The following is a 24,564-nucleotide window of genomic DNA, read 5'->3' on the forward strand; positions in this document are numbered from 1 at the left end:
TTCATTTTAAACATAGCATGCGCATCAATTTTTGTAAATATATGGTTTGTTTAAATGTTTAAACTTCTTTTGTACCAGTACTTTGAACATTATATCTCCTTTCTCTCTTCCGACTTGATAATTGACGAAAACGGTTCATAATCCAATCAATTTAGCGTATGAAACTTCATCTCACATTAGATGTGTACTTGAAAGAAAAACTGATAAACAACAAAAAAAAGCATTCCTATTCGGATGCTTTTTCACGTATGTTTCTTCAATTGCCCTTGCTTATGTCTGCGTCCTGCGTCCCGCCTCAACTTACGGTTTCCTCGGTAGACGTTTCTTTTACCACACAGCGTTCCCCTGCCTTGCGTACCGCCCGAATAATGCCACCGTAGCCGGTACAACGACACAGATTCCCGCACAATCCTGTTTCAATCTGTTCTTGAGAAGGCTCAGGATGTGCATCCAGTAATGCCTTGGTTGAGATCACCATGCCTGGAGTACAGTAGCCGCACTGGAAGCCACCTTCCTCCACAAAAGCCTGTTGAATCGGATGCAGAGTGCCTTTCTCCTCGCCGTGCAGACCTTCAATCGTCATAATGTCACTGCCTTCACATTGATAAGCCATGACAAGACAGGAGTTCACGGGTTCTCCATCCATCAGAACCATACATGCGCCGCAGCGACCAACTTCGCAGGATACTTTGGTACCCGTTAGTTGCAAATGAGTCCGAAGCACATCGACAAGTCGGGTCGTTTGCGCGATCTCCAGATGTTTTTGTTCGCCATTCACAACGGCTGTCCAGTGATTCTCAAGTGGTTTACTCATGATGGACTCACTCCTTCCTGCAAAGGTACATTTAAAGGTCTGACCAGTTGTTCCCTCGGTACAGGAAGACGGTTAACCCAAACGCCTGTCGCCTGGTGAATTGCAGCTGTTATGGCCGGCGCAAGCGCAACGGAGCCTATCTCACCGATCCCCCTAGGACCAAACGCATCACATTCGGGTAAGTCTTCAATAGCCTCAACCTCCAGATTGGTATGAATATCCTGAATGGTTGGGATCAGATACGTGTCGAGGTTCGTGGTTACATAACGGCTGTCCTGCATGACCGCATCCTCCGTTAACGTGAATCCAAGCGCCATGACACTGCCACCTTCAATCTGTCCGATATAACCCATAGGGTTGATAACTGGACCTGCCGCAACAACATGGCGCGTATCAAGAAGCTTGGTTTCTCCGGTCAAAGTATTTACTTCCACCTCTGCCGCAACCGCCGCATACGTATACAAATAATGCCCGCCTACCACGTTGTCTGGCGTAGTTGGGTAATCAAACTTTGTATCAAAAATCCATTCATCGGCTTCGCCCTGCGTTGCGAGTTCAGCATACGAGATCAATAAGCCTGATGAAACTCCCTGTTTCGCCAGGTATGGAGATGCACCTAAATAACTACTTTCAGCAGTTTGATCACTTTCAGTCCCTCCAGCAACGATCTCAGCCACTTCAATTCTTTCAGCCTTCTCTAGTTTTCCTGCTTCTTCAGACGTTTGATTTACGCCTTCCAGCGCCAATGCTACTTTCTTCTCGCTCTTTCCTGTTCTTTGCACATCTGTTTCTACTTCTGAAGTTTCGGCAGGAAGCTGGCCTTTGCGCCATATACCCCCAGGTCCTGTTAACAGTTCATCTGCCGGAACACCTGACATTTCAGACGCGACAGCGAGAACACGGGAACGAAATGGAGTCTGCAAGCGTTGAAGAGCCATCCATGCCATCGTTGTTGAACGTGAAGCTGTACTTGATCCGCTGTGGGGCACACGATCCGTATCTCCGATGATAATACTGAGATCCGATGTACTGCATTGAAACAGATCACATAACATAATTTCCAGCGTTGCAATGAGCCCCTGACCAAATTCCTCGTAGCTGAACGCCACCTCAATCTTGCCTTCGTTGTTCAGAGACAGACGGCCTCCCGCAGGATCTGGAATGCCATAACCGAGCCCTGCACCATGCATAGCGATGGCTGCTCCGACTCCGCGTTTGATCCACGGCGGCAGAGCAGGATCTGCCGGGGGACTCTGATGTTTTTGCCACAGTTCGGAGCGATCCAATGCCTCCCATACTTGGGACAATCCATCCGTAACCAGAATGCGTTGATTCAGTGGTCCAGGATCATTCTTTTCCCTCATATTACGTCTGCGGAACTCCCAAGGGTCCATGTTCATGATTGCTGCAAGCCGATCCATCTGGCCTTCCATGGCAAAAATCGCCTGATTCCCGCCAAATCCGCGAAACTCACCTGACAGCCCGTTATTCGTATATACAGATACGCCTTCCACATCCACATTTGGAATAGCGTACGGTCCAAGGCAATGCTCGGTACAGAAGTTCAGTACGGGTGCACCAAGTGTGGCGTACGCTCCGGTATCTGCTGTTATACGGACACGATGCGCTTGGATGATGCCTTCTCGACTCATGCCGGTCTGCATTTCAATCTTCATTGGGTGACGTTTCAACCCTGCACGCACGGATTCTTTACGTGAATTATGCATTTTCACAGGACGTCCACATCTTAAAGCCAGTAGTGCACCATAGGGCTGTACGTTTAGTTCATCTTTTCCGCCAAATGAACCACCAATCGGTGAAGACACCACCCGGATATCTTCTTCAGGACAGCCAATAATGCGTGCAAGCTGCATCCGGTCTTTATAGCCATGTTGCGTTGCCGCGTATACATTCAGCCTTCCCTCTTCATCCGGGACAAACAGGCCACCTTCTGTCTCCATGTACGCATGCATCTGGCGAGGCGTATAATACGTCTCTGTCACGATATGATCACAAGTGGCAAAAGCTTGCTCGGCGTCTCCACGTTTGATCTCCGTCCGATGCAGCACATTACCTGGTCCATGCTCATGCAGCTCTGGTGCACCTGGAGCCAAGGCAGCGTCTGTACTATTCAGAGGTGTGAGTTCCTCATACACTACACGGATCGCATCCAGTGCAAGCGCCGCACGTTCCGGGGAATCCGCAGCTACCGCTGTAATGGCATCCCCAACATAACGTACAATATCCTCGCAGAACACAGGCTGATCCGGGGTCGCTATGCCAAAACGATTCAGACCAGGCACATCTTTGGAGGTCAGCACCGCATAGACACCTTCCAATGCCTCAGCTTCCGAAGTATCTATAGACAGTATACGAGCATAAGGATATTCGCTTCGCAATACTCTGCCATGGATCATGTCAGGTAACGTCATATCCGTCAGATATTGAAGTTGGCCTGTAACTTTGGGTGCCCCATCTGGCCGCAGGTGCCAGCGTTTCCCGCTCTGTTTCCGATTCAGCAGCATGATGCCTCTCCTCCTTTGTGTGATCGAAGTCTTCTATTCGTGAAGTTCTTCCCATAGCCCGGCGCCAAGCATGTTGCCCGCGGTCTGTTTGCGATAATGTTCCGTTGCAAATACATCGCCATATGTCGTAAACTCGTCAGTCACAGCAGCTGCAAGAGTCGCCGCTTGCATGACAGTAGCTTCGCTACCAAGAAGCTGTCGTTCCGAATCCAGAAGTCGCATCGTCATGCCTGAGCCTCCACCAGCTGCAATCGCAATCTTGGTCCAGCGGTTATTCAAATCAATCTCACCGTATAACGCAACCGTCACCAGCGATGCACTGAACGTCTCCCGTCGACCCAGCTTGCGGTAAAAGGAAACTTCTCGTGCTGCATGTCTCTGCTCACTGTCCACATCAAGCAGAGATGACGGTCTCATCGGGATATGAATCGAGATTAATACATCCCCTGGATTACGGATGCCATCCCGTCCACCCTGAAGCCAGGAAGACACGCTGCGGGTCTCGATTCCGCTATCCGTCAACCACTGCAGCTTCGCATCATATACAAGCAAAGCAGGCAGCGTATCCCCTACTCCGGACACAATATTCCCGCCAATGGTTGCCACATTACGAATGGAAGGGGCCGCAATTGCATTCACAGCTTCTTGCAGAATCGGCAGTTGATGCAGCAACGCTTGTGCAGCACATTCCTTTAATCGGGTCATTGCTCCAATGACTATCTCATCTCCACGAATAGATATACCGCTCATTTCAGGAATACGAGCCAGACTAATCATATGTTCAGGCGCTGGAACCAAGCCACCCTCCCACTGGGTTCGTAGCAATGTTCCACCTGCCGTGAAACAACATATTCCTTTGAGTCTTCTTCTTAACGTTTGCAGTTCTTGCAGGTTCTCAGGTTGCCATACCGATGGCATGGCTCCAGAACCGTATGCCGGTGTTACCATCGCTGCATCCCCTTTCTCTCTCTTCCTTGGGCAGGAAATTCAACCGTCTGATCCAAATAATTCTTCAAATCATATGAGAGTTCAGCAGCAACGTCAATTACCTTTACATCGTTTTGGATAAATGTATAAAACCTGCGTTTTATTTGTGCTTGATGCATCACGATCTATCGAAAGCTAACATTGGCTCTCTTTCACCATACGTGAAAAGAAGACAAATAGGCCAACCAGACTGCCTGGCTGACCTGATCATGTTATTAAATTATACATAGTTAATAATCTTCTCCTGTTATTTAGTCTGTCTGCTGTGATTCATATACATGACTCAGAATGCGTTCCAATTCCGGTTCTGTATCCGCATCCCAGAAACTAGTCTCAGACAGTGGTACATGTACACCTGAATAGTTAGCGCTGCGCATAATCTTGCGTGCCCCCTCATCTCCATGCAAGGATAACAGAGGTCCGAACATATGGGAGCGAAAAGCAACGGGCGGCTTGCCTCCCTCTCCGTCGGTAGCTGCGACATAGTCACTTAGCTTGTGGATAGCCAGTGCTGTGGTCACCTGATTAATATCCTGTACTTGTAATAAAGGCTGATCACCCAGTAACATGAGAATGCCCTCCGGTTTGTACTCCATGGCCGACAATACGCCAGAATGAAGAGAATTGGCCATGCCGCAGGCATAGTCAGCACAGACCACAATTCGAAGTTTTGCTGTGGGATGATAGGCATACGTGGCTGAATCAATCCATTTTACAGGCAGCCATGCCAATGAATCTTCCGGTTTGACCACACAGACCACCTGATCCAGATCCGAATTCAGCGCAGCTTCCAGTGACCAGCCAGCCAGGGACCTCCCGTCTGGCATGACAACCGAGAGTTTATCCCGACCAAGGCGACGACTCTTACCAGCTGCCAGAACTATGCCCGTCATTCGCATGTGCAACGCTCCCCCTCTGCACCTCAGAACTCAAGGAAGAAACCTTATGTTTACATGCGATCAATTCCGCTGCAATGCTGATGGCGATCTGTTCGGGACCGTCTGCTCCGATGCTCAAACCAACGGGAGAATGCACATATTTCAACGGTGGTAAGCCATCCAGCAGACGGGCTGTTCGTGTTTTGGAACCCATGATGCCAAGATACGCGTACTCACAGTCCACTACCATCTCCAACAGTTCACGTTCGCGGGGAAAATTGTGACTCATTAAAATCAAATAATCTCCGTTGTTTACGTTTAACTGAGGCATGATCTCACATGGGAAACCAAGTATAAGTTCAGTTTCTGGGAACCTTTCCGAGGTGCACAAGGACTCTCGCCAATCGGCTACCACAACACGGAATCCTGCGGATTGGGCGAGTCTGGCAACAGGAATAACATCATTCCCGGCTCCGATGATAATCAGGCGAGGTTTAGGCGTGTACAGCGAAGTAAGTTGCTGCGGGAGGTCCCAGGGATTCGTTGAAACCATGTTGTTTGTCGCTATTTCAGCATCAGACTCAGAGATATGTTGTGAATCACCGGATAGATGGGAAGAGTGAGATTCGTTTGACAAAACAGGTACCACTTCAGGCACAAGCGTAAGGCGAGGTATGTCGGGAGAATATTGTTTTGATGCCGTATGTTCATGCTTGATATTACCACTGCTGTGTTGTACATCAACCTGCAATGAAGCTGGATTATTGTTCGTCACGCGATCATGAGGTGGGACGAGCGAAGGACGCAAGATTGGCTGGCGCCGGGGACCCGTTGGTTCAATCTGTCTCCAGCCATATCGAACCCTTGTGTAACCATCTTGGAACGTTCGGGTTAACGCTGTTGCAACGCCGGATTGAAAACACTCTTGCATCTTCTGCAACGTATATCGGAGTTCACCACACACGGGTTCAAGCAACACAACAACGAGTCCGCCGCAGCCAATCGTCTCACCCCAGGACAGATCATCCTCGGGACGCATGTCGTATTCCGCGAATTCCATCTGCTTCGTATCCAGCACATGGCTCACCCGGGCCTGAAGATCACTCTCCAGACATCCCGGACTGATACTGCCAACCATTTTGCCATCCTCGGTCAACAGCATAGAGACTCCCTGCTTACGGTAAGCATGACCCTCTACCTTAATCGCTGTTGCGAGCACGCAGCGCGTTTCACGGGCTGCAATTGCACACAGATCATGCATTTCCATAGCGGTCTCCATCCTTTCTGGAATTGCATAAACTTCCTTCGATCAGATACGTTTCATCAATCTTGCAATACTCTTATCCGACTCACGCAGCACAATGCCACGATCAATCGTCTGAATCTTACGATTCTTGAGCACGATACTTCCGTCAATAATAACGGTATCCACACAGCTACGTGTTGCGGAATACACTACGCGGGAATAGACATCCGTCTCATAGGAAGGGTACGTGTGGAAATCATCCAGATCCAGCAACAGCATATCTGCCTTTTTGCCCACTTCGAGACTGCCAATTTCCTTCGACAAGCCAAGCACCTCTGCACCGCCCATGGTAGCCATGCGTAATACGGTCCGAGCATCCATCACCGTTGGACCATGAGGAATCTTCTGCATCAGGGCCGTCAGGCGCATCTCCTGAAACATATCCAGATTATTGTTGCATGCGGCACCATCTGCCCCAATCCCAACCGCGATCTGCCGATTCAGTAGATCCGGAATATCTGCTACCCCGGAGGAAAGTTTCATATTTGATCCAGGACAGTGAGTGACTTTGACACCGCGCTTGCGGATGATCTCCTTCTCTTCCTCACTCAGCCATACACAGTGGGCCAGCACCAATCTTGGGGTAGCCAGACCGATATGATCAAGGTATACGATATTACGCATTCCGCGTTCGTGTTCTACCAGTTCAATCTCTCCGCGATTCTCGGAGGCATGGGTGTGGACTTTGACATGATATTTATTCGACAGGTCGCGCACCTCTACCAGCAATTCTTCGGTACAGGATACAACGAAGCGTGGACAGAAAGCATACTGAATGCGACCTCCGCCAAACCCGTTCCATTTCTCCAGCAGATCTACACTCTGTTGCAGCGAAGTTGCTGTATCCTCACGCAGGGGTTCCGGAACTTCGTCTCCATGATCCATCATCACTTTGCCAGAGATGACCCGGATGCCGCTCTGTGCCATCGCCTGAAACGCCGAGTCCGTGTGATGTACCGTCTCCATATCCAGAATGGTCGTGGTTCCGCTGGAGATCAATTCGCCGAGTCCAAGCATTGCCGAATAATACACGGACTCCTCATCATGCGCTGCTTCCAGCGGCCAGATACGTTGACGGAGCCAATCCATCAGTTCCAGATCATCCGCACGTCCACGGAACAAGGTCTGACACAGATGAATATGCGTCTGGATGAAACCTGGCAACAGCACTTTACCACGAGCATCAATGACTTGGTCAGCTTGCATGTCGATGTGCGCTGCAATCTCCTTGATTTTGTTATCCTCGATCAACAGATCTCCGATGAACACTTCTTCTTCTGCATTCATCGTCACAAGCTGTGCACCTTTCAGCAGGATCGTTCCCATGCCAATCTCCCCTATCTGTGTCTGTCTATATATTACAACTCATACATATTTACACTTGCACTCCGCTGACAGACCAATCTTCCGATCGCTGTTATCGTGTAAATATCTAGTTGAACTTATAAATGTCCAATGTAGCTGTTACCACCCAATAGCCATACCATCACCTCTAGGGTCTGCTGCGCCACTAATCATGCCGTCCTCACGAATGACAATGCCTTGCGACTGTCCCATAATGCCGTCCCACGGCGCTCTCGCTTCAACGTTATGTCCCCATTGGGCAAGGGTTGCACATACGTCATCGTGATATCGGTTCTCCACACGCATCGTATCGCCTTCTTCGCCCCAGGTACGTCCATACACCCAACGCGGCAGGCTGATTGCTTCCTGAATGTTCAGCCCATAATCAAGCACTCCGGTAAGCACAGATAATTGTGTCTGCGGTTGCCCTTCTCCCCCCTGTGTACCCACGAGCATATAAGGTTTGCCATCTCGTGTAACAAGGCCCGGCATGAGGGTGTGGAATGAGCGTTTGTTGGGTTCCAGAACGTTGGCATCCCTCGGATCTAAGGAGAAAAACGACCCCCGGTTCTGCATGATAACCCCCGTATCCCCCGGAACATACGCTGCACCGAAGTCAAAATACAGGCTTTGGATGAATGAAACGGCATTGCCTTCGCTATCAACAACCGCTGCATACGCCGTGTCCTGACCTATCGTTTTGGACAAAAACGGCTGTGCCACAGGTGGAGCAGACTGAATCTCATTCCACAGTTGGTCTCCATAACCCTTGGATAACAGATGATCCAGCGGAATATCCCTGAAATCCGGGTCAGTCAGATAACGATCACGATCACGAAACGCCTTTTTCACCACTTCCGCCATCAGATGATAGAATTCCGGTGAGGTACGTGCTACAGAGGACAGATCCGTATGCTCCAGCATATTTAACATCATCAGCATCGAGAATCCCTGCGAGTTGGGCGGCATCTGATGAACTTCATAGCCACGATACCCCGTACTGACCGGTTTCACCCACTCCCCCCGATGGCCTGCAAAGTCTGCTGGGGCAAGCATGCCCCCATCCTCACGAATAGCCGAAGTCAGACGATCCGCAAGCTCTCCTGTATAAAAAGAGTCTCTTCCACCCGTCTGAATCAGACGAATGGAGGCAGCAAGATCAGGCTGGATCAGCAGTTCACCTTCCTGCAAAAGTGTACCCAAAGGCGCAAATACCGCTCGCAGCGGTGTATGGCCCATAATGAAATCTTCATCCCTTTCCATCCACAGGCGGAGATTCCGGGATACAGGGCATCCTTTTTCCGCATACTGTGCGGCAGGTTCAAGCAACTGCTCCCACGGTAACTTACCGTACCGAGACCAGACTTCCCACCAGGCATCCACCATTCCCGGAACCGTGATGGCACTAAGCACACCGCGTTGAGGGATGGCATTCATGCCCATCGCTTTGAACGTATCGGCATGAATGCCTGCGGCTGAGCGGCCACTTCCGTTATAAGCGATAATCTCACCGCTCGTTCCATCATGAATCAGGAAGAAGGCGTCCCCTCCAAGTCCGGTCATATGCGGATATACCACACCCAGAGCTGCACTGACCGCAACAGCAGCATCATAAGCATTACCGCCCTGCTGGAGGATAGAACTTCCAACTGCACTCGCTAGATAATGAGGAGAGGTGACCATAACCTCTCTGGAGATTGGCATCTGGTTTAACATAAGGCACCCTCCTTCCCTGCATACACATCCAATGCGGCCTGCACCGCTTCACCGGCTGGTAATACGTGACGATGACGGAGAAGAACAGCTTCCAGCGCTCCCAGCACATGAAGTACGTTCTTGCGTTGGCAGCTGAATCCCATTGTACCGATCCGCCAGATCTGCCCTTTCAACGGTCCAAATGAACTGGCAATCTCAATGCTGAAATCGTTCAGCAACATGCTGCGCACCGACTCACCATCAATCCCCTCCGGAATGGTGATACAGGTGACTACCGGAAGTTTGCTAGACATATCCCCATACAACTGTAGTCCCATTCCTTGAATTCCAGCGACCAACGCACGTTCATTCACCAGATGTCTCTGGAACCTTGCCTCCAATCCTTCTTGCAGCAGAATACGTAATCCTTCGTGAAGACCGTAGAGCATGGAGGTAGCTTCTGTATGGTGGTTCAACCGTGCTGAACTCCAGTAATCCTGCAATTGGCTCAGGTCAAAATAATTGCTGGCAATCGTGCGGCCTTCTGCCCTCGCACTGGTTGCATCTCGCAGTCCGCGTTCAACTGTTTTGCGGCTCATCAGTTTCTGCTCCACTCGACTGTTGTATGTGAGAGGTGCCATCCCTGAAGGAACAGACAGGCATTTCTGCGTACCACCCATTACCGCATCCAGATGCCACGCATCCGTCTCCACCGGAGTCCCACCAATGGTAGCCACAGCATCCACAACGAGTAAAATATCAAGATCACGACAGGCTTTGCCAATCTCGGCAAGGGGCTGCATCTGTCCGGTGGAAGTCTCACCGTGAACCATCGCAACCAGACTTGGTTTATGGGTATGGATCGCCTTGATCACCTCTTCCGGATCAAATACCGTTCCCCATTCCGTTTCAAAAAAGACAACCTCTGCACCGCAACGTTCCGAGATTTCAACCAGCAGATGTCCGAATCGCCCGTAGATCGGAACGAGAACTTTGTCACCGGGCTGAATTAGGCTGACCAACACAGCTTCTATCCCTGAACGGGATGTACCATCAACTGGATAACACCACTCGTTATCTGTCATATACAGCTCTCGCAGCATCGCCATTGTCTCGTTCATCAAGGATGTGAACTCCGGGTCAAACTGCCCCAGGATCGGAAAGGATAATGCTCTTAGCACACGCGGATCAACCTCAACGGGTCCCGGGGTCATAATGGTCCGCAAGGACGGAGATAACTCTTTATAGTTGGACATCTGCATTCAACTCCCGTAACCGTATTTATAGAGTAGCCGGACCAGAACCTGAAAACCGTGCATCAGGTCTGCTTCAGCTGTATATTCAAGTGGATTATGACTAATACCGTCCTGACTCGGCACAAAGATCATGGCCGTCGGACAAGCCGGCTGAAAAATCTGCGAATCATGTCCCGCGCCGCTTGGCATTAACCAGTAGGACAACTGCTCCTGCTCACAGGTATCCTGAATGTCTGAGATCATCTGTGCGTTCATGGGAATAGGTGTGACGGATAGATGCTCTTGCCAGTCCAGTACAAGCTGCTGCTCGGCTGCGATACGACTAAATGCCTGGAGCATATCCTGCCAGCAGCGATCAATACTCTCCTGCCTGATATGGCGGATATCGAGTGAAAACACCGCCCGTGCTGCAACTACATTCCCAACACCCGGATCGGCCGTGATTCGCCCAACCGTAGCTACAAGCGGTTCTCCTGCATCCAATGCGACACTCCTTACCACAGTAATCATCTCGGCTGCTCCGGCAAGTGCGTCTTTGCGCCAGGACATCGGCGTCGTTCCTGCGTGATTCGCTTCCCCGCTTACGGTAATACTGAACCGCTTCTGACCTACGATATCGGATACAACTCCAATCGAATGTCCAAGACGTTCCAGAACCTCACCTTGCTCAATGTGAAGCTCAATAAAGGCACCGTAATTTTTCGCGGCAGGTCTATATGCACTATCAGGTCCAAAACCCGCATCCCGGATCGCTTGTGCAAAGGTAACGCCATCTTGATCCTTCAGATGCTCTACATCTTCCAGAGCCGTTATTCCTGTTATACTGCGTGAACCCCAATACGCAAAAGGGAATCGACTTCCCTCTTCTTCGCATAACGATACCACTTGAAGTGTTCGCTTCGGTGCTCCAAAATGCTTCTGTAAATACTCCAAAGCAAGAACACCAGCCACCACACCGTAAGCACCATCATATTTGCCGCCATACACCACCGTATCAATATGTGATCCGGTCACAATCGGCAATTCTTCAGCACCAGTCGCTGATTCCTTACCCTCACTCTTGAGTGTGCCATACAGATTACCGGACTGGTCAAATTCGGGAGACAGCCCTTTCTCCTGCATTTTGGCTGCAAGGGCACCTTGTGCTTCACACCAAGCCGAGTCATACAACAGTCTTGTAACGCCGCCCTGTGCATCCGCGCCATATGTCGACAGCCAGTCAAGCATGGCTTGCAGCTCCACCTGTTCCACATCCGGCAAAGGAAGAGGTGCATTATTGGTACCGGATGACCGGTATACTCCAGATTCTGTCATGGCGTCTCCTCCATTCCCGCTTCGATGGGACTAGAAGAGTAAGCCACAATGTGTTGCCCGAGAGGCACAGGAGATAATCCGGATTCCGAGTTATATACCCGTTGCCCACGGCAAAATACGTCTGCAATCTGACAGTTAAATGTACGTCCCACATAAGGGCTCTGTTTATGCGTATAGAGCAGATCCTCCGTGTTCAGGGTTGTGCTTCTCTCCCAGTCAATCAGGACCAGATCTGCATCCTTGCCAATCGCAATCTCTCCTTTGTTCTCCAAACCAAGCCTTCTGGCAGGCTGAAGGGAGAGCACTCTTCCAAGTAAGGGGAGGTCGATATTACGCTGAAGATGTCCATCCTCCAGCATGATTAGCAGTGTGCTTTGTGCACCGGATATACCGCCCCAGATTTCAAAAAAGCTATCGGATTGTTTCATGGATGGCGGACATGGAGAATGGTCTGAAGCAATAACATCAATTAATCCTGACGTCAGTGCATCCCATAACAGCTCCTGTTCGGAAGAGCTGCGAAGCGGTGGAGCGCATTTCGCTACAGCACCCAATCGGACCACATCCTGATCAATTAGCGTCAGATAATGAGGGCATGTCTCCGAAGTGACATCCTGCCCACGCCGTTTGGCCGCTGCAATCAGATCCAGTGCTTCCCGGGTGCTAATGTGCACAAAATGCAGCGCACACCCGGTCTGTTCACCGTATCTCAATGCCCGCGCAACCGCGACGACTTCGGCTTCAACAGGACGGGACCGGACATAATCCATCGGTTCAGTCTTTCCCTCCGCAATGCTTTTCGCGCCGAGTTCGGCAACCATGCCTTCGTCCTCTGCATGAAGTGCCAGCACACGTTTCAATGTTGCAATTTCATGCATTCCGTCCAATAGCGTGTGGTCATCGGCTCTGGCAAAGATGTCTTCCCCTTCGCCTCCCGGCTCAGACATAAATGCCTTGAATCCGGCAGCACCCAACCCTGCCAGTGGAGCAAGTTCCTCACGATTGCCGGGAACCAAACCTCCCCAGAAGGCATAATCAACATAGGATTGGTCGGTAGCTACTTTCTTTTTCATCTCCCATGCTTCCGGCCTTGTGGTTGGTGGTACACCGTTAAGCGGCATATCGACATAGGTCGTGATTCCACCTGCGGCAAGAGCTGCCGAACCCGATCGAAATCCCTCCCAACTGGCGAGTCCGGGTTCATTGAAGTGTACATGAATGTCCACGACACCCGGCATCACTGTAAGCCCCTCAGCTTCTATGATGCAAGTCGCTTCACCAGCGGTCAGCCGCGTGGATAGTTCCGTTATTTTTTCACCAGTTATGCCAATATCCAGTTGTTCTACCCGATCTCTCAGCACCACCCGGGCCCCCCGGATGATGGTATCAAATGTTGTCATGTGGATGACCCTCCCCCTGAATCAGAACCGGATGTGTGCATGTTCAGCTTCCCCGGTATGTACTGTAACCTCCTGGAGCAATCAATAATGGAATATGGTAATGGCTTGAGGTATCAGATACGGCAAAACGAATCGGAACAATCGTCCATAATGCCTGGCCTAGCTCCTCCAACGAACGCTGTGCGTAATAACTCTCGACATGGAATTGAAGCTCATATATGGCTGACTCCAACTTGCCTCCATCCAGTAGCGGTGCATCCAAACGTCCATCCGCATTGGTAACCGATTCAGCCACTTTTGTCTTGCTTTCCTGCTCCCCATCCCTCTTCAGGGTATACAGCTCGATCCGAACACCCGAAGCAGGCACGCCTTTGGATGTATCCAGCACATGAGTTGTAATTCGTCCATCAGACAGCGCCATTAGACGTCACCTGCTTTCCCGGAGTCACGGCCGTCTGTTCCCAGATCATCCCTTGTCATCGAGAAACCCTGGAATCCATATGGCGGTCTCGGCTCGGTAAACACTTTGCCTTCCCCCTCTTTTACTTCCTCCAGCACTGTCTCCCATGTCCGATTGTTGGACTCAAATGAAACCTCACTCAGTTGCTCAAATCGACTTAACAACCTTCGTCCAATCTGGTAGATCAGATGTTGAATGGAAGCGGATCGACACTCATGAAATACCGCAGCAGTCAAATCTCTGACCTGTTCCGCCGCTACATACCGTCCACGCTGATCGTCCATGCCATCTCTCGGATCTTCATAACGCCAATTGATATTCAGAAAAATAAATAACGGTCGATCCCATGTCTCTGGAAGAGTGGTATATTCATCCTGCATGAATCCGGCAAATTCACTGCCTTTGACCTTGATCAGTCTCAGATCGGCTACACCACTGAAATGGTTGCTGAGTTCAATCGAGTCTCCTGATCGTTCTGCTTCCACGGCAGCTGTCGCCCGATCATTCTGCGAATAACGAAATACGAGCGCACTCGGTCGATAACTTCCTTCTAATCCAATGGGTATATCTTCAAACGGAATCTGGTCCGCTGTCATCTGAACCTTGCTCATCTGCGGATACGTCTCCAGGAAACGCCGACTTACCAGCGCAAGAAATCCTTCCACCGTCGCTCCTGTGTAATCCGCTGCATGTTTGAGAATGAAATTTTTCATCGAATCGGTTGCGACCACCAGCGAATTATCCCCTTCTGCAAAAGAAGGCAAGAATTCATCCCCCTGCACAGCCACCTTGATGTTCAATCCAAACAGAATATTGCTGCGTCCCATAAAAGGAGATTCCGGAATGGACTGGATACCCGTCAACGGTTTGGCGTAGGAACGGTACATCCACACATCCCCTTTGCCGTAATACATCGTCCGCTGCTGCACTGTGGCTGGCTTGCTCACGAACTCATGTTCATGACCGATCTGTGCAAGCCACTGCTCCAAACGAATGCCCGCAATTTTGAATACTTCCTTCATTGCAGTCTCGAATTCTTCTTCCCTGCCTCGGCGATGACGTTGCCGCATGGATTCGAGGACGGAACTTGCGGTATGGCCTTTAACGGCCAATATGAATGGAAAGCCAAATTGGCTTGTATATACTTTGTTTAATTGTTGAAGTTCGTTGTATTGCTCTTGTGAGAGTGAATCAAGTCCTGCACCAGCCTGCTCCTGAACGGAGTTGCTGCTCATGCTGATTCGCGCTCCAAGATCCGGGTGATTTCGAAGCAACTGCAACTTCACCTGGTCATCCGATATCTGAACCACGTTTTTCATCACTTTCATCATCTGTTCAAATGAATCAAAAGGTCGTAAAAGCCCGGCTCGCTCAGCCACCCATGGTGATTCCTCAAAGAAGCCGCCAAACGTATGCACAAACTGTGTAATAGACCAGTTGTTAACAAGTTTAATTAAGTCGCTCATGTTAGAACCTCCGGTCTGTTGTGGATTATTGTTCTTCATTCTAAGTGCCGTTCAACGTCGCGACAACAATATTTACGCAATTTTGTAATATAACATAACATCAGAGTTGTGATTTGTTTGCTGTGCACGGGAAGAGCAGCTTTTGTTACCCTTAAACATGAAAAAACCGCACTCCATCAACGGAATGCGGTTCTTGGGGGTCTAACCCGGTAGCATTGTCATGTTGCACAATGTGCGGTCTAGAGTTGGACATTGTGCGGTCTTGCAACTGCTTTGTCCCGCACGAACTTGCGGAAGGTAAATACCAGCTTTAATTTAAGCAGATCATTCGTTTTCTTAAAGTCCATTTGCAGCAAGCTGCCAACTTTCTCCATACGATAAGTGACCGTGTTGCGATGCACAAACAGTTGCTTGGCAGCTTCATTGATCAGTCCGTCATTCTCGATAAAGGACTCCAATGTATTCATCAGCACCTGATTGGGGTCACCGTCCCTGGCAAGTAACGGTTCAAGTACTTTATTGCAGTAGTTCTCCATGATGTTATCCGGTACGTGTTGGAACACATAGGCAAATTCGAGCATTTCAAATTGCAACGCACGGTCTTTCATGCCGAATCGACGAGCCAGTTGTCGAGTATCCAGACACTCCTGGTATGCTTCACGGAGCGATTTGGGCTCATGTTTCATTTTGCTGATCCAGAAACGCGGAGCCGGTGCTCCTTTTGCTTCTTGCGCTGCCAGAACATCACCGAAACGGCTCAAGAGAAAACTTGACAGCTCCTCTCCATAATCTCGCCCTGTTGGACAGGTGTAGATGGACAGAATGCCATCTTCGATCTGAAAATGCTGTGAGGCCGTGAATTGCATCAGCGGATTGTATTGCAACTCACGATGAATCTGTTTAAGCAATTTTCCCTCGGCAAACAGAGTCGGCTCAAGTGTAATCAGTACGCACTGATAAGTTCCCTGGAATAGATGTACACCTTTGTTTTCACTCAAAGTGGTCAATTCCTGAACAGTCATTTTGTTATCCAGATACTGTGAAAGCAGTGTACGCATCTCATCTTGCACAGTCGGATTAATATGCTCGCGATAAGTCATATCCATATAAAATGCCAGTACATCCGCAGCCTGTTGGAACAGCTCTTCCTCCGCTCTAAGTGATAAGGCTGAATCGGTAAACACAAGCAACGATCCGTATTCTTCATCATTTTGCTTGATGGGTACGCGATGACAACTTCCCTGATTCCATTTCACTCGGTGCATGACGGATTTCCAAGGCCAGCCTTGGGTTACAGCATCCCCGGCAATGCCTTCACTACCATACAGCACATGCCCACGTGAACCAATGACGGCAAGCGGATAGTTCAGCACCGTGGCAAGTTCGGCAAACACATTCCGATGTGGCTGCTGTTGCAGCGCAAACTGCATTAATTTTTTCTGCTTTTGCACAACCTCATGCAGCAAACGGTTGCTACGTTCATGTTCAGCCTTGAACAAGGCATTCATCTGGTCGGAGAAGGTGAATTGAAAGGGGAGCTCAAGGAGTGGCAAACGAAGCCGATCAGCTTCCTCGACAATACCTTGGGGAATGGACTGCCAGAAACGTCCCAGTTTGATGCCGAGTCCTGCGCAGCCGCGTTCATTCAAACGTCGCATCAAACGCAGTGCATCCATCTCACTGTCTTTCATAATAAAAGCGGTGGTGAACAACATTTCTCCGGATTTGATCCAATCCGCGATATCAGGAGCGTCCATGACGTTAACGGATTTCATCATCCGTGAAGTCCCTTCTCCACCCGCAACCAGTTTGGCCTCTGACAACGGGTACACCTGTAAAGCCTCTTTAACCGTAAGTTGCATGGACACTACCTCCCATATATATAACACAATGTTATGTCATTCTGGTTAACGAAACTAAATTTTGCATTGTTTTTCTAATTAAATCCATATTTATGCATTCAACTTTTATTTGTTGTTAAGTATTATAACATCAATTTTCTGAATAAAGCTTACACGGCAAAAAAATAAAACCTATGACCTAATTACAGCGCACTTTCCTGTAATCGGCATAGGTTTTTAGATCAGATTTCCATGGTTTCGTGATTCATCCATAATTTCATACGGGATAATACATCTTTGATATTCAATGGCTTGCTGAGATAGTCCGAAGCACCTGCTGCAATACATTTCTCCCGATCCTCTTTCATGGCCTTGGCTGTCAGCGCAATAATCGGAAGCTGAGTCAGACCAAGTCGTTCACGGATCTGGCGAGTTGTCTCATAACCATCCAGTTCCGGCATCATAATATCCATCATGATGATATCAGGCTTGACTCCTCCACGCTCCAGCAATTCCAGACACTCGTACCCGTTCTGCGCTGAAATGACATTCATACCGTATTGCTCAAGGGCGTTAGCCAGGGCATATACATTACGTATATCATCATCAACGACAAGTACTTGGCGTCCGCTGAGCAACGCTTCTTCCAGAGGTGTCAATAAAACATCCGATTGTCCGGAAGTGATTGAAGGAAGCTTATTGATCTCAGGTGTAGTGGTAGCCACCTCATTCAGGAACAACCGCGATGCATTCATAGTCTCAGGTTCATCTCTTCGCAGTGGCAGGAATAGCGTGAACACGCTGCCCTGCCCCTCACGACTTGTTGCCGAGATTGAACCCCCCAGCAAATTCGCAAGCGATTGAGAGATAGACAGGCCAAGTCCGGTTCCCCCGTATTTACGTGCTGTAGCTCCATCCGCCTGTTTGAAAGCATCGAAGATCTGCACGAGTTTGTTATCCGCAATTCCGATCCCTGTATCACTGACGGAAAAAGCAATCACGTCGGTCTCTTGATCTTTCAATTCAGGATGAGCCAGACTCATTTTGGAGATGGTTAAGGCAACTTCACCCTCACTGGTGAACTTGAATGCGTTCGAGAGCAGGTTTCGGAGAATCTGATGCAATCTCATCTCATCCGTCACGATCGTTTCCGGTAAAGGACTTTGGAGCTGAATTCGGAAATCTATTTTTTTCTGTTCCGCTGTTTTCAGGAAATACTGGTTCATAACTTCAGGAACACTGCCCAGATAGACATCATCGAAATCCACTTCCATCTGTCCGGCTTCCACCTTGGATAGATCCAGAATATCATTGATCAGATTCAGCAGGTCTTTACCTGATTTGTGAATGACTGAAGCATAGTTCTGCTCTTCACTATTCAAGTGTTGATTTTTATTTTCAGACAATATCTCAGATAAAATCAACATGCTGTTGAGCGGTGTCCGCAGTTCATGGGACATGTTCGCCAAAAATTCGGATTTGTACCCCGAGCTCGTTCGTAACTGATCTGCCACAACCGAAAGTTCATTGGCTGATGTCTCTGCAGCACTCTTCTGTACTTCCAGACGATCGTTAAGCATATGAAGTTCTTCGGTCTGCATCTGCAGTTCCTCCGTCTGAGACAACATCTCTTCGGTCTGAGCCTGAAGTTTCTCCGATTGTGCCTGTAATTCTTCATTTAGAACTTGTGACTCATCATATAATTGCTGTAATTCCATGCGAGTGACGGTAGAGTGTAGGGAAACACTAAAAATATCCGTCAGTTCTTGCATCAGCTTCATATCATTCTCTTGCAACGGCTTCATTGAAGCAAGCTCGATTACCGCAATCGTTCTGCCTTCGAAGAGGACCGGTACTACAGTAAGTGATGTGGCAGATGTATACCCAAGACCCGAAGAGATTCGGATATAGTTCTGGGGCAGATCATTCATGCGTAAAACTCTCTTCTCCACAGCACTTTGACCTACAAGCCCCTCACCCGGAGCAAGCGACACTTTACCGAGCGAACGTTCTTTCTCTCCATCCCCAGCATATGCAGCCAAGCGCAGCAGTCGATTGTCTTTCCAGTAATATAAGACGCTATAGGGAACTTCAAACAACACGGCAAGCTCGTTCAGGAACAAGCGGGACAATCCTTCCAGATTGGTCGGGTTCTGTAAGAGTGTGGCAATGCCTGTAATCTGGTCCTTGACCCGATTCTGTTCCTGTACTTCATCCAGTAATTTGTTGGTTTCGTGGCCCAGGTCTCCCACTTCATCATGTGTGCGCACCTGAATTCGCTGCTTCAGGTTTCCACCTTTGGAGATATCACTGATGGTTTGCATAACATCTCGCAACGTTTTGACGATATTTCCGGATATCACAATCGCAGCTGCAATGGATAATGCTGCAATAATACCCCACAGCGTGTACATAATCGTCAGCAGTGTGGAGCTGCGTCTGGCAAGTTCAGTAACCCTCGCCTCGGTCAGAGCGATCTCTGTATTACGGAAGGTTGTAAGTTGAGAGCGCAGCAGATCAATTTCAGTTTTACCCGGATCAGATTGAAAGAATGCAACAACTTTCGCTTGATCCCCTTGCTTTTTCAAGTCCACCGACGGCTCCCCAGCGATCTCAATCCAGCGTGTAATATGAGCTTTGATGCTTTGCAGACTCTGCTGCTGTGAAGGATTATCGCTAATGAGAGCATTCAACTGATCATAGTTGGAACTCCACTGGGATAGGCCTTGGGAATAAGGCTCCAAGTAACTTTCATTACCTGTAATCATGAATCCACGCTGTCCTGTCTCCATGTTCAAGACATTTTTTTCAATCGCGTTGGTCAGATTATGTACTTCCAGATCATGATGGGAGATAAAATCATTTTCCTTCTGTAACACATTAATTTGGGCCGTAAGCACTAACAGAACAGCTCCAAACAAAAGCACAACCACAAGATAGCCCAATAAAATTTTGGAGCGTATCGTAAATCTTCTCGTTTTTGACAACGCGGAAACCTCCAAATATATACGAATCCCATAATTAAATTAAAACTGGTGCATATGTAGTTTATATGTATACGTATAGTCTGACAAGCTTTAAGTTCATCGGTAATCATAAGAAAAACGACCTGCTTGTGCAGGTCGTCCTCTTCAGTGATCTATATTGCTCATTTTGGCTGATTTTAGGCCTTTGGAGCGATCATTTTGGCTGGATCGACATATTGATCAAATTGCTCTTCGGTAAGCAGGCCCGTTTGTAACGTCGCCTGTTTCAAAGACAAGCCTTCTTTATGTGCAAGTTTCGCGATTTTGGCTGCATTCTCATAACCAATATGCGGGTTAAGCGCTGTAACCAGCATAAGCGAATTGTTCAGATTATGTTCAATCTGATCCAGATTAGGCTCAATGCCCACGGCACACTTGTCATTAAACGCAATAATGGAGTCCGCCAGGAGTTGCACGGATTGCAAGAAGTTATAGATGATAACCGGTTTGAATACATTCAGTTCAAAATTACCCTGACTTGCCGCGAAACCAATCGCTGCATCATTACCCATGACCTGCGTAACCACCATAGTAATGGCCTCGCTCTGAGTTGGATTGACTTTACCCGGCATAATGGAGCTGCCTGGCTCATTCTCAGGAATACGGATTTCGCCCAATCCACTACGAGGGCCACTGGCCAACCAGCGGACATCATTGGCAATTTTCATCAAATCAGCTGCAAGCGCTTTAACCGCACCGTGCGCATACACAACTTCATCATGACTTGTAAGTGCGTGGAATTTGTTTGGTGCAGATACAAAATCTTTCCCCGTATGTTTGCCAATCTCCTTGGCAGTGAAGTCCCCAAAGTCCGGATGTGCATTAATGCCCGTTCCGACAGCTGTACCGCCGATCGCAAGCTCCTTCAGATACTGTACGCTTTCACGGATCATACGCTCACTCTTGCCCAGCATGGCTTCCCAACCACTGATCTCCTGACCAAGCGTAATTGGTGTTGCATCCTGGAGGTGGGTACGTCCAATCTTGATAATATCCTTGAATGCATCCGACTTGTCTGCAAAAGTGGCTTTTAATACCGCGATTGCTGGCAAAAGTTGATCCTCAACAGCCAGAACACCTGCGACATGCAGAGCCGTTGGGAATGTATCGTTGGAGCTCTGGGACATGTTCACGTCATCATTTGGATGCAGACGCTCTTCCTTGCCCTTTTGCTCCAGCAGTTGGTTCCCCAGATTGGCAATCACTTCGTTCACGTTCATATTGGATTGTGTTCCGCTTCCCGTCTGCCATACTACCAGTGGGAAATGGTCATCAATTCGGCCTGCAATAATCTCGTCTGCTGCATAAGCAATAGCATCGGACTTAGCCGCAGATAATTTACCTAATTTATGGTTACTGGCCGCAGCACTTTTTTTCAAAATGGCAAGAGCACGGATAACTTCCATCGGCATATGTTCATTGCCAATCGGGAAGTTCTCCTTGCTGCGCTGCGTCTGAGCTCCCCACAGCCTGTCGGCTGGTACTTTCATTTCGCCTAACGTATCTCTCTCAATGCGGTATTCCACTTGCTTGTCCTCCTCCAAAAAGATGGTTTGGGTCTCTACAAAGCTTGTGTATCTCGTCATATTATACATGATTTACGAGCAGGTTTTCACCTTTTCGACAAAATTGTAAGCGTAGCGCAAAATGAGCGTGAATTATTTTTGTGACGCAATTGGATACAATCGGCTGCTCTGTTCGAATAGTTCACCTGGTTCCAAACCGATCAATCCGATTTCTTCTGCAGGTATGCCTTCAACATTAGGAGCGTTAACCAGGTTCATCTGTGGTTCAGGACAGAAGAATTCGCCACCCATGTTATTGTTCCAGATCATCCAGTGCTTGTAGGAGGTACCCACATCGTATACCAGTTTGTCTCCAGTATGGTGATCCGTAAGTTCCATATAGTTACGTCCATTCTGCGGCTCCGCCGTGTAATGATTATCCATGGCAGCAAAGAACGGACTAACCCCGTCTTTCTTCAATTGTTCTTCCTCAGGTGTAAGCGGTTGAAATTGTCCTGTTGGCAGGGAACGCTCATTCAATTCACGACGTTGTCCAATCGTAACTTTGGCCGTGTAATCCGAGGCCTGACTGTCCGGTGCAAAAGGTACAGCAATCGCCGTGTGGAATGCAAACAAATTCGGCATATATTCAGTCCCGTTGTTGCGGACGATCAATTGTTGCTGAAGTCCTTGGCTGCTCAAAGAGTAACGAAGCGTCACCGTAAACGTAAACGGCAGGTACTGATGGAATGTATGTCCTTCTTTCACGTCCTGGCTAAGCAACACATAACTCTCCAGCTGATCAGAACCGTATCCCTCAACCTTCCACTCGGCATCATGCAAAAATCCATGCAAATGGTTACCTGTAGCCGGTTCGTTCACAGGCAACTGATAGACTTTACCATTCCAGGGGAAGCGTCCATCCTCATAACGGTTCGGTGGAGAAAGAATCGGAATTCCATAGACCGCAGGTGCAGCCATAAACTCATCCATCTGATCCTGATTCGGTTCTCTCAAGTAACGAAAACCCTTTTCTGTATCACGGAAAGCAACGAGGTTGGCACCCACGCTTGGAATAACTGCCGCTTCAAACTGATTAAAACGAAGCCAAACGGCCGGAATCCCTCCAAATTGTTCTTCAAATGCTGCATTTTGCTGTGTCATCGTTATATGTACCTCCTGCATACTAAGGTTATATTATACGGCTCGACTATATCATGCCCGAGCGCAAAATACCAATCTAGGATAGAGAACAAATTCATAATAGAAAGACAAAAAAGACAGGAAAAAGACAGCTGCAATCCGTTACGGCTGTCTCTGCTGTCTTTCATATGATGGTTCAATTAATCCACATATTTGCCGTGATCCGGCACAGTGCTCTCTTCAAAGTCCAGATCAAGCCGCTTCAAGGATTCACTCAACATATCTCCGCTCAAGGCATGCCCATGCCCGGTAATCGCAAGTTTCGGCTCCAGATGCCTTATATGCTGGACAGATTGATGAGCAACCTGCCAATCGGTTGTAAAATAGGAAGGCGGGCCATGCAACTGTTTGTCCTGAAGCAACACACTCCACAGCGATTCCTGCTTCACTGTGATGATTGCATCTCCCGCAATTAACAAACGGTCCGCTTCCCGAAACAGCGACACATGTCCAGGCGTATGACCTGGCGTGTGCACCCATTCCCATCCTGATAGACCTGGAACGGAATGATCTTTGGGTAGACTGAATATCCGATCATCCAGATTGATTGCCTCATTAGGATAAGCGAATGACAACCTGGACATTAAACCTCCACCTACAGAAGGGTCCGCTGGCGGGTAATCTTTTAATCCCGTTAAATACGGAATTTCAAGCGGATGAGCATACACTGGCACACCCCAGAATTGTTCCAGCTCAATAACGGTTCCTACATGGTCGAAGTGACCATGCGTCAATATGATCGCAGACGGCGGACCTTGAAATCGTTCTGTTGCAACCTGAACAATATGATCCGTGAACCTCGCCATTCCGGTGTCCACGAGGACCCAGTTCCTGCTTCCTGGCTCTCCGATGAACACGACATTAACGAATAGTGTACGTAGACTGAGAATATCGGGCGCGACTTCTTCAAGTCCCGTCAACCCTTCTGTAATCAGATTGTCAGATGCCATTCACGGTTACCTCCCATTAGGCGGATTGTCTCTCTGGTTCCATTCATCTCGTAGACTTCCCTTTTCTGGATCATCTATTCAACATTTCCAATAAAATAGACGGTATACACCCTGTTTTGGGCATACACCGTCTAGTATAGTCATCGACACAACACAATAGAACAAGAACATCTCAGCTAGTTAAGCTGGAAATGCCTCCAAAGCAGCATCGAGCAATTGATTGTACAGATCGTCATCATTCTCAAGCAACTCGTCCATACGCAGTAACTCTTCTTCATCACCGGATTGCTCTGTGAAATGCAAGCTATAGTCCCAGTCTTTTCCGTTCTTGCTCATGAAGGTAATCTCATATACTGACTTTTCGCCTTCTGTGCGGTAAACGGTATTTCCCACGTATCCTTTTTCACCTTCACGGCGCATTTCAGAACTTATAATTTCAATATTCACAATCATTCTCTCCTTTAATCTTTCATCTACAGTCGGTCTCCAACATTTCTGGTAAACCTAGTTTGGTAATTATTATTGGTTAATTGTACAATATATAACGTAGCAACGTATACCTTATTCAATGAAGGAACCATTCTGAGTCCTTAC

General features: G+C 48.5%; 19 protein-coding genes. All 19 read right to left on the reverse strand.

Annotated elements, in window-relative coordinates:
* Nucleotides 1-295: 295 nt before the first annotated feature.
* On the reverse strand, nt 296-814 hold the full coding sequence (locus AC1DE7_RS09150; RefSeq protein ID WP_127550719.1) for a (2Fe-2S)-binding protein: 519 nt from the start codon (nt 812-814) through the stop codon (nt 296-298).
* Nucleotides 811-3,339, reverse strand: coding sequence for a molybdopterin cofactor-binding domain-containing protein (locus AC1DE7_RS09155; protein WP_477534197.1), 2,529 nt, complete (start codon nt 3,337-3,339; stop codon nt 811-813). The genes AC1DE7_RS09150 and AC1DE7_RS09155 overlap by 4 nt, the downstream gene beginning before the upstream one ends.
* A 33-nt stretch (nt 3,340-3,372) precedes the next feature.
* Nucleotides 3,373-4,287, reverse strand: coding sequence for an FAD binding domain-containing protein (locus AC1DE7_RS09160; RefSeq protein ID WP_315372214.1), 915 nt, complete (start codon nt 4,285-4,287; stop codon nt 3,373-3,375).
* Nucleotides 4,281-4,448: a hypothetical protein gene (locus AC1DE7_RS09165; protein WP_179087845.1), complete on the reverse strand. Its 168-nt coding sequence runs from the start codon at nt 4,446-4,448 to the stop codon at nt 4,281-4,283. Before AC1DE7_RS09165 ends, AC1DE7_RS09160 begins: the two co-directional genes overlap by 7 nt.
* Before the next feature lie 129 nt (nt 4,449-4,577).
* On the reverse strand, nt 4,578-5,219 hold the full coding sequence (locus AC1DE7_RS09170) for a nucleotidyltransferase family protein (RefSeq protein ID WP_477534198.1): 642 nt from the start codon (nt 5,217-5,219) through the stop codon (nt 4,578-4,580).
* A complete protein-coding gene (locus AC1DE7_RS09175; RefSeq protein WP_315372212.1) occupies nt 5,191-6,471 on the reverse strand; it encodes an XdhC family protein in 1,281 nt (426 codons plus the stop codon). The genes AC1DE7_RS09170 and AC1DE7_RS09175 overlap by 29 nt, the downstream gene beginning before the upstream one ends.
* 42 nt (nt 6,472-6,513) lie before the next feature.
* A complete protein-coding gene (locus AC1DE7_RS09180; protein WP_047843321.1) occupies nt 6,514-7,836 on the reverse strand; it encodes a 5'-deoxyadenosine deaminase in 1,323 nt (440 codons plus the stop codon).
* Nucleotides 7,837-7,974: 138 nt separating this feature from the next.
* The gene (gene ggt, locus AC1DE7_RS09185) at nt 7,975-9,570 is read right to left on the reverse strand and encodes a gamma-glutamyltransferase (protein ID WP_477534199.1); all 1,596 of its coding nucleotides are present in this window, start codon (nt 9,568-9,570) and stop codon (nt 7,975-7,977) included.
* Entirely contained in the window at nt 9,564-10,805 is a 1,242-nt protein-coding gene (locus AC1DE7_RS09190; RefSeq protein ID WP_076250345.1) for a pyridoxal-phosphate-dependent aminotransferase family protein, read from the reverse strand. Before AC1DE7_RS09190 ends, ggt begins: the two co-directional genes overlap by 7 nt.
* 6 nt (nt 10,806-10,811) lie before the next feature.
* Nucleotides 10,812-12,119, reverse strand: coding sequence for a hydantoinase/carbamoylase family amidase (locus tag AC1DE7_RS09195; RefSeq protein ID WP_477534200.1), 1,308 nt, complete (start codon nt 12,117-12,119; stop codon nt 10,812-10,814).
* On the reverse strand, nt 12,116-13,519 hold the full coding sequence (gene allB / locus AC1DE7_RS09200) for an allantoinase AllB (protein WP_477534201.1): 1,404 nt from the start codon (nt 13,517-13,519) through the stop codon (nt 12,116-12,118). The genes AC1DE7_RS09195 and allB overlap by 4 nt, the downstream gene beginning before the upstream one ends.
* Before the next feature lie 43 nt (nt 13,520-13,562).
* On the reverse strand, nt 13,563-13,940 hold the full coding sequence (uraH, locus tag AC1DE7_RS09205; RefSeq protein WP_315372273.1) for a hydroxyisourate hydrolase: 378 nt from the start codon (nt 13,938-13,940) through the stop codon (nt 13,563-13,565).
* Nucleotides 13,940-15,445, reverse strand: a complete 1,506-nt coding sequence (gene pucL / locus AC1DE7_RS09210; RefSeq protein WP_477534202.1) for a factor-independent urate hydroxylase — start codon at nt 15,443-15,445, stop codon at nt 13,940-13,942. The genes uraH and pucL overlap by 1 nt, the downstream gene beginning before the upstream one ends.
* 239 nt (nt 15,446-15,684) lie before the next feature.
* The gene (locus AC1DE7_RS09215) at nt 15,685-17,307 is read right to left on the reverse strand and encodes a PucR family transcriptional regulator (protein ID WP_477534203.1); all 1,623 of its coding nucleotides are present in this window, start codon (nt 17,305-17,307) and stop codon (nt 15,685-15,687) included.
* A 221-nt stretch (nt 17,308-17,528) separates the two neighbouring features.
* Complete coding sequence (locus AC1DE7_RS09220; protein WP_477534204.1) at nt 17,529-20,273, reverse strand: CHASE3 domain-containing protein; 2,745 nt, start codon at nt 20,271-20,273, stop codon at nt 17,529-17,531.
* Between the two features lie 176 nt (nt 20,274-20,449).
* Nucleotides 20,450-21,838, reverse strand: coding sequence for a class II fumarate hydratase (gene fumC, locus AC1DE7_RS09225; protein WP_282321144.1), 1,389 nt, complete (start codon nt 21,836-21,838; stop codon nt 20,450-20,452).
* Nucleotides 21,839-21,970: 132 nt separating this feature from the next.
* Nucleotides 21,971-22,981, reverse strand: coding sequence for an aldose epimerase family protein (locus AC1DE7_RS09230; protein WP_477534205.1), 1,011 nt, complete (start codon nt 22,979-22,981; stop codon nt 21,971-21,973).
* A gap of 179 nt (nt 22,982-23,160) precedes the next feature.
* Nucleotides 23,161-23,970 carry an MBL fold metallo-hydrolase gene (locus AC1DE7_RS09235; RefSeq protein WP_339186922.1) on the reverse strand — a complete coding sequence of 270 codons (810 nt, stop codon included), beginning with the start codon at nt 23,968-23,970 and terminating at the stop codon, nt 23,161-23,163.
* A gap of 180 nt (nt 23,971-24,150) precedes the next feature.
* Entirely contained in the window at nt 24,151-24,423 is a 273-nt protein-coding gene (locus AC1DE7_RS09240) for a hypothetical protein (RefSeq protein ID WP_477534206.1), read from the reverse strand.
* Nucleotides 24,424-24,564 lie beyond the last annotated feature (141 nt).

This window comes from Paenibacillus sp. 10L310, assembly GCF_056395745.1.